This is a genomic window from Calditrichota bacterium, assembly GCA_014359355.1.
Lineage (GTDB): Bacteria > Zhuqueibacterota > Zhuqueibacteria > JANLFK01 > Oleimicrobiaceae > Oleimicrobium.
Window position 1 is genome coordinate 20,641 of the sequence record JACIZP010000312.1, and the last position, 7,075, is coordinate 27,715.

At 61.0% G+C, this 7,075-nt stretch carries 4 protein-coding genes; 1 reads left to right on the forward strand and 3 read right to left on the reverse strand.

The window, feature by feature from the left end; genetic code table 11:
- Positions 1 to 46: 46 nt before the first annotated feature.
- The 3 genes from H5U38_13410 to H5U38_13420 form a co-directional block, all read right to left on the reverse strand.
- A complete protein-coding gene (locus tag H5U38_13410) occupies positions 47 to 1,408 on the reverse strand; it encodes a hypothetical protein (GenBank protein ID MBC7188026.1) in 1,362 nt (453 codons plus the stop codon).
- A gap of 124 nt (positions 1,409 to 1,532) precedes the next feature.
- Positions 1,533 to 3,455, reverse strand: a complete 1,923-nt coding sequence (locus H5U38_13415) for an NTP transferase domain-containing protein (protein ID MBC7188027.1) — start codon at positions 3,453 to 3,455, stop codon at positions 1,533 to 1,535.
- 54 nt (positions 3,456 to 3,509) lie between these two features.
- A complete protein-coding gene (locus H5U38_13420; GenBank protein ID MBC7188028.1) occupies positions 3,510 to 6,203 on the reverse strand; it encodes a family 78 glycoside hydrolase catalytic domain in 2,694 nt (897 codons plus the stop codon).
- Positions 6,204 to 6,405: 202 nt separating this feature from the next.
- Here H5U38_13420 and H5U38_13425 point away from each other — a divergent pair.
- On the forward strand, positions 6,406 to 7,075 hold a 670-nt coding region (locus H5U38_13425), incomplete at its 3' end, for a glycosyltransferase (GenBank protein MBC7188029.1).

Here is a 7,075-nt window from a genome sequence, read left to right on the forward strand (position 1 = left end):
GCCCTGGTATCACAAATTCCACCTGCCCCACCCCTTTCCCCGCCTTTCACTCGGCCAGGAGCCGCGGGTCAAGGAAAAGCTGGTGCCGGAGCATCGCTTCCGGGAGCCCCCCGCGCAAAATGTAGGCGGCGTGGTCCAAACGATGGCCGAGCGTGTCCGCAAACGGTACGGCCACACACAGCCCGACGCCGGCCGCCCGGATGGCGGCGACTCCCGATTCGCTGTCCTCGAAGCCGAGCACCTTGTCAAAGTCCTTCTTGGCCACACCCAGCTGATGGAGCGCCAAGCTGTAGAGATCGCGATGGGGCTTCAAGCGGATCTCACTGGAGTCAGAGGCGGTAACGACCGCGTCGAAGACCCGGTGGTACGAAGAGAAACGATCCAGCAACTGGTCACGCCGCTCCTCGGAAAGTGGCCAGCGCTGCACCTGCTCGCGGATGACGCGAAACACCTCGCTAAGGACGATCTCCGCCTCATAGGCGATGGAAGAGGTGACCACGGCCACCTTGAGCGGTCTGCGTTCCAACAGGCGCCCCAAGGCGGCCAGCGAGTTTCGCTGGTCAGCCGTCGCCTGCGCCTGGCCAAGGTGCTGCACCAACTCATCCGCGAGGAGGGCCAGGTCCTGGCCCAACCACCCTTTCACCGCCGCCAAGAACACGCCTACTCCAGGCATGGGCTCGATGAGCAGGCGCGTCGGATCGGGCAGCAAATAGCGGAGCTGGTCGGCCTCCCCTTGGTGCACCCTGATGAGGATCTCGTGATAGCGCTGGTAATAGATGTCGATGGCCGCGCGCACCTGGTCGGTGAAGCTCTCGAATACCACTCTACTTGCCGCTTGAGCAATCGCCGTCTGCACGGGCTGGGGCAAATCCTCCTGGGTGCCTTGCCAGCCGCATGAGAGCCATGCCTGCACGTCTTCTTCAGCGAGGAGCGGCTCACAGCCAAAGTGACGCAGGTTGTTGAGGACCTCGGCAGTACGACCCTCGTCCGGTCGCGCCGCCAGCGTCCACAGGGCGGCCTGCAGGTAGGCGCGGCGGAAGGCCTCCATGTCGATCGCCTCGCCGTAGGACTTGACCAGATACTCCACGTGCTGGGTGGTGCTATTGCCGATGATGTGCGGGTAGTCCTTCGCCTTGTCCAGACCAGGCCACTCCTCCTTGCTCAGCCGGGCGGTGATGCGCCGCACCATCGTCTCTAACGAGTGGAGGCAGAGGTTCTCCGTCGTGGTGGTCGTGCCATCCATATCCTGCACGATCGCCACCAGCTCCTGCCGCGGGCTGGTAATCCTGGGCGCAAGTGGCACAACCTCGTATTCGGGAAAATCGTAGGCTGGATTCTCATTGACCAAGAATTCTTCGCCGAGGCGACTTAGGTACGCAGGGGCTTGTGTCGAGCCTAACGTCCTCACAGTTCACCTGTCTGGGTCACTCAGACAAAGGGGCCGAGAGTCTTGCGACTCGGCCCCGTGTTCAGTTCGAATTGGCGCTCCAAAAATACAACTCCACACCGACAAAGTCAAGCGTGATTTTCCTCTACGCCGTGCGAAAGTCGATGACGGCCTGACGGTAGGCCTCCGGGTTGCCGATGTCAAAGCGCCGCCCCTTCACCAGATAGCCAGTGAAACCTTCCTCGCGCCGCAGCGCATCCAGACAAGAGGTAAGTTGGAACTCTCCGCGCTCGCGAATATTGTGCTTGAGGTTCTCCTGCAGGTAGTCGAATATCTTCGGCGACAGTACGTACTGGCCGAACACGGTCAGGAACAGATTCTCGTCCATGCCATCTACGTGAAGGTGTTCGCGGGCATAGGCGATCTCCGGCTTTTCTGCAAACTCAGTCACGGCAAGGAGGGAATCACGCTCCTGCCAGGTCCCGGTCACGCAGCCGAACTTGTGCAGCTCCTCCGCGGGGGTGACCTTCAGGCCCACGACGTTGCCGCCCACCCGCTCGTAGACATCCAGAAGCTGGCGCGCGCACGAGGTACCCGTGTCGGAGGCATAGATGTGGTCGCCCAGAAGCAGCAAGAAGGGCTCACCTTTGACCCATTCTCGTGCGCAGTACACCGCATGGCCAAATCCTTCCTGCGAGTGTTGCGTAACGAAGGTCACGCGGTGGCCAAGTTCCAGGATGTAGTCACTGTACCGCTGGTCGTCGCGCGACAGCTTGTTGAAGTGCTCGATGCGCGGCGGTGAGTGAAAAAACTCCTCAAACAGGGGGAGGTCGCCCTCTTGTACCACCAGGCACACTTCCTCGATCCCAGCATTGACCGCTTCCTCGACGATGACCATGATGATGGGCTTGGCCCTTCCTTGGGCATCGACAATGGGGAAGAGCTCCTTCTTCATGGCCTTGGAGGCAGGGAAGAGTCGCGTGCCAAAGCCGGCCGCCGGGATCACCGCCTTGCGCACCTTCCGCCCGGTGCGGAGCACCAGCTTCAGACACGGCATGTGCAGCTCCCGCTCCAGGATCTCGATGACCTTGCCCTGACTCTCCTCATCCCGCGCCAACAGTTGCGCCGTCCCATCTCCCTGTGAACCCACCCCTTTTCCGCCAAGAATGTACGGCTGGATGGCCGGATAGCTGAGCACCTTGTGCAGCACCGGGGCGGTGAGCTGCGAGGGACAGGCAGGCTGCAGGTGCCGGTCGAACTCCTCCTGCGCCTGCCGCATCAGTCGCCCCAAAGCCTCCGCGTCGCCTTGTTCCAGCGCCGCCACCGCCTCGTGGACGATGCGTTTGTTAATGGGCCCCAAATACTCTTGTACACCCTTCTGCAGCTCGGTATCGGCAAAGGGATAGCACTGGTTCAACTTGGCCAGGATCTCCTTCGTGTCCTTGCCGGCGCACAGGTCGACGATGACATAGTAGAGGTCCCGTTTGACCTTCACCTCCGTGACGTCGATGCGCTCCCCGTCGAACGTCATCAGGATGGGCCTGCTGCCGAAGGCGCATCCCTGGTCCATGCGGCCACACCGGGAGGGGGTGGTGATCTCGCCCAGATAGGCGAACTCCATCTCGCCGCGGATGGTCATCTTGAGATCGTAGAGGCGGTTGAACGCGCGCGCCACCAGCACGCAGATGGCAGCACTCGAGGACAGCCCCTTCTTGATGGGCAGGTCGGTCATGTAGTTGTCGATGACCAATCCGCGCACGCGGTAATGCGTAAGCACCTGGTAAGCCACGCCGGCGGCATAGCTGAAAAAGCCCCCTTTCTCTGCCTCTTCCAGGAGCGCCTCCTTCTCCATCGGCACTTCGAAGGGACCCTTGCGCGTGCCGTCCTCCAAGGTGGCGCGGACGATGAGCTTGGTGGGATGGGGCTCCACGTCCGCATAGATCCCCTGATTGGTGCCGGTAATCAGGGTGTACCCTTTTTCTATGGCCGCGTTGATGCGGCGATAGCCTCCTGCCCAATCGCTGTGTTCGCCGAACAGGCAAATGCGTCCCGGTACAAAGATGCGCATCGCAGTGAGCTCCTTCCTTTCAGTTCACCTCTGTCCGAGTTAGCAGTGAGCAGACTATTCGCAATCGAAGCGGTAGGAGCCGCTACCCACCTGCAGCACCAGTCGGTCCTGCTCTATCCGCGCCATCGCCACACCCTCTGGCAGACGAGGAGAGAGTTTGCCTTTCCGCAGCACGGCCTTCCCGCCTTCGAGGACGGAGGGATGCTGGCTCAGGAGGGGGAGATGAACCTCGGCCTCGGCTCCAACCGGGATGCGCACGCTCACGGTCACGCCCTGATCGCGACGCTCCCAGGCAACCTCAACTGTGCCAAGGACGGTCCGTACCCGGCCCGCGGCGAAAGAAAGGCCGCTGAAGAGGTGTGGCTTGACCACGACCTTCTTCCACCCGGGGGCGGCACAGCGTATGCCGGCGATTGCCCGATAGAACCAGGCGTCCACACTGCCGAACATGATGTGGTTTTGCGAATTCATCCCGCGGTTGGTGAGCTTCTCCCATCGCTCCCACAAGGTCGTTGCTCCCTCGCGCACCATGTAGCCCCAGCTTGGGTAGCTGTCCTGGGAAGCGAGGGTGTAGGCGAGCTCCGCATGGCCGTTGTCGGTGAGCACGTCGAGCACGTAGCAGGTGCCCAGGATTCCGGTATCCAGGTGACTGTCGTGCTCGGTGACGATGCTGTGCACCAGCTTTTCTATGACCGCGGCCTTCTTTTCTGCTGGCACCATGTCGAGAAACAAGGGCAAAACATTGGACGTCTGATTGGGCAGCTTGTCGATAGGGCTGAGCCTCTTGGCCCGGTACTGGTCTTCCTCCAAGAACTCGCTGTTGAACGCCTCTCGCACCTTCTGGGCAAGCCCATTGTACTGCGCCGCCTCTTCTGCTTTCCCCAAAACTTCGGCCATTCTTGCCAACAAGACGACGTCGTAGTAGTAGTACCAGGTAGAAGTGAGATCAAGGCCGGTCTTTTTGGGGAAGATGCTCCCCGGCGGGCACCAGTCGCCGTACTTGCCCATGGAGCGGATGATGTGCCCGTCGGCATTGCCGCGAAGGAACTCCACGTACCTTTTCAGCGCCTCGTAGTGAGTCTCCAGAACCCGTTGGTCGCCGTAGTAATGGAACAGGTACCATGCGATGATATTGTACGCCGAGCCCCACGCCGGGTCTGCAGGGTAGGCGAGCGGCAGGTACGGCGGCACAATGTCCGGCACGCCGCCGTCTTCTTGCTGCGCCAACTGGATGTTGCGCAGGAAGTTGGTGTAGAAGGCAGCCATGTCGAAATTCAGAATAGCTTCTTCGGCGGAGAGGTGCGCATCGCCCATCCAGCCGTGCCGCTCATCACGCTGCGGACAGTCCGTCGGGATGCTCATCAGGTTGGAGCGCTGCCCCCACAGGACATTGCGGTGGATCTGGTTGAGCAGTTCGTTGGAACAATGGAACTCGCCGGTGGGCGCCACGTCAGAGTGGACCACCCGTGCTTCCACATCCTCCAGCGTCGGCACACCCGGGAAACCGGTCAGTTCGACATACCGAAAGCCATGGTAGGTGAAGCGAGGCTCATAGTACTCCACGCCATTGCCGCTGAGCACGTACACATCGGTGGCTTCGGCGTTCTGGTTCGGGGCAGTGTTGATCTGTCCCTCCTGGGTCACCAACTCTGCGTAGCGCATGCGCACCTCGGTGCCCCGCGGGCCGCGCACGCGCAAGCGCGCCCACCCGGTAAAGTTTTGCCCAAAATCGTACACATAGACGCCGGCCGCCGGACTCCACAAGGCGCAAGCGCTACGCGTCCCTGTGACGCGGATGGGCGGCATCATCTGCGCTGCCAAGGGTGGGCCGTCCACGGCTACGGCCGCCTCCCAGGCACTATCGTCAAAGCCGGGGGCGTCCCAGCCGGGCATTTCCAAGCGCGCATCGTACCGTTCGCCGTGGTAGATGCCATCCTCCATCAGAGGCCCGTAGCCGACCTTCCAGGAGGGGTCGCTGACAATGACCACCTCGCTGCCATCTTCCAGCCAGATGTGCGCCTGGAGGATGAGGCGCGGATGGCCAAACCCAAAGGCCTTGATGTGTCGCCCGTTGCCCAGGATGACGGCCAGCGCGTTCTCAGCGCCGAGCATGTCGGTCACATCGTAAGTGGAATAGAGGGCTATCTTGTGAAAGTCGGTTTGGGGCGGATCAAGCACCCGGTCACCCACCTTTTTGCCGTTGAGGCGCAGCTCGTAGTAACCGAGTCCGCACACGTAGATGCGCGCCTGGCGCACCTGCGCGGGCAGCCGGAATTCTTTGCGAAGGTAGACCGGTCGCGCGTGGACGCCGGCGCTTAGCTCCTTGCCGAAGAGCAGGGGAAGCTTGGTTTGGAATTCCTCGCCGGCTTTCTTGCCGATCCAGCTCGCCCGCCACTCGTGGGGCTGCAAACCCGTCTCAAAGTACGCCGGCGCGCTCCACTGACTCGCCTTTCCCCGCTCGTCCCAATGGCGCACGCGCCAGAAGTACCGTCTGCGCGAGGCGAGCGGCGGGCCCTGATAGACCACATGGCATGTCTGGGCGCTGTCCACGCGTCCTGTGTCCCACACGTCCCCTATGCCGCGCTCCACATGGGCGGCCTCGCTGCTCACGATGAGTTGGTAGGCAAGCTGGCGTTGTCCGCGACGCACCGGCTCGACCACCCACGAAAACCGCGGACGTTGCACGTCGATGCCGATAGGATTGCAAAGGTACTCAAAGCGCAGGTCAAGCGGAGCTATAGGCTTCATCTTCTCCTCCTCTTGGTCTGTGGGCAACACTGTGCCGCAATATACGAACTTGTTGGCCTCCAGTCAATGGCAATTTTGGGCCGATCAAGGTTCTACCTGCGTTGGTCTTTGGTAGTTAACCACCTAGCTCTCTGCTGCAACCTCTAAGCCTCCTGGTGAGTATGTGAAAATGGCTATTGTGACACCCATAAGGGAGGTACGTATGGACAAGAGAGATGGACTGCAGAAAATTGCTTTTCTCGGCACCTACGTGCCCAGGCAGTGCGGCATCGCCACGTTTACCTATGACCTTTGCCACGCCATCGCCACCCAGTACCCAAAGACCGAGACGCTGATCGTGCCTGTCAACGACATCGAAAGTGGCTACGAGTACCCGCCCGAGGTGCGATTTGAGGTAGAGGAGCAGGACATCGACGACTACCATCGCGCTGCGGACTTTCTCAATTTCAGCAACTGCGACGTCGTCTCTCTGCAACACGAATTCGGCATTTTCGGCGGCGAAGCAGGCGCCCACATTCTTGCCCTGCTGCGCTCTCTGCACATGCCCGTGGTCACCACCCTGCACACTGTGTTACAGGAGCCAGAGGAAGATCAGTTCAGGGTAATGCGCGAGTTGGCTGCGCTTTCCGCCCGGCTGGTGGTCATGGGCCAAAAAGGGAGAGAGCTCCTGGAGAGAGTCTACCAGGTGCCACCGGAGAAGATCGACGTCATTCCGCATGGCATTCCGGACATGCCCTTTGTCGACCCCAACTTCTACAAGGACCAATTCGGCGTGGAGGGGAAATATGTCCTTCTCACCTTCGGTCTTATCTCGCCCAACAAGGGCATCGAGAACGTGCTCAAGGCTTTGCCCGACATCGTGGCGGCGGTTC

Excerpts from the sequence above, each read along its gene's own strand:
- H5U38_13415 (MBC7188027.1), bottom strand. The coding sequence starts at position 3,455 with ATGCGCATCTTTGTACCGGGACGCATTTGCCTGTTCGGCGAACACAGC.
- H5U38_13420 (MBC7188028.1), bottom strand. The coding sequence starts at position 6,203 with ATGAAGCCTATAGCTCCGCTTGACCTGCGCTTTGAGTACCTTTGCAAT.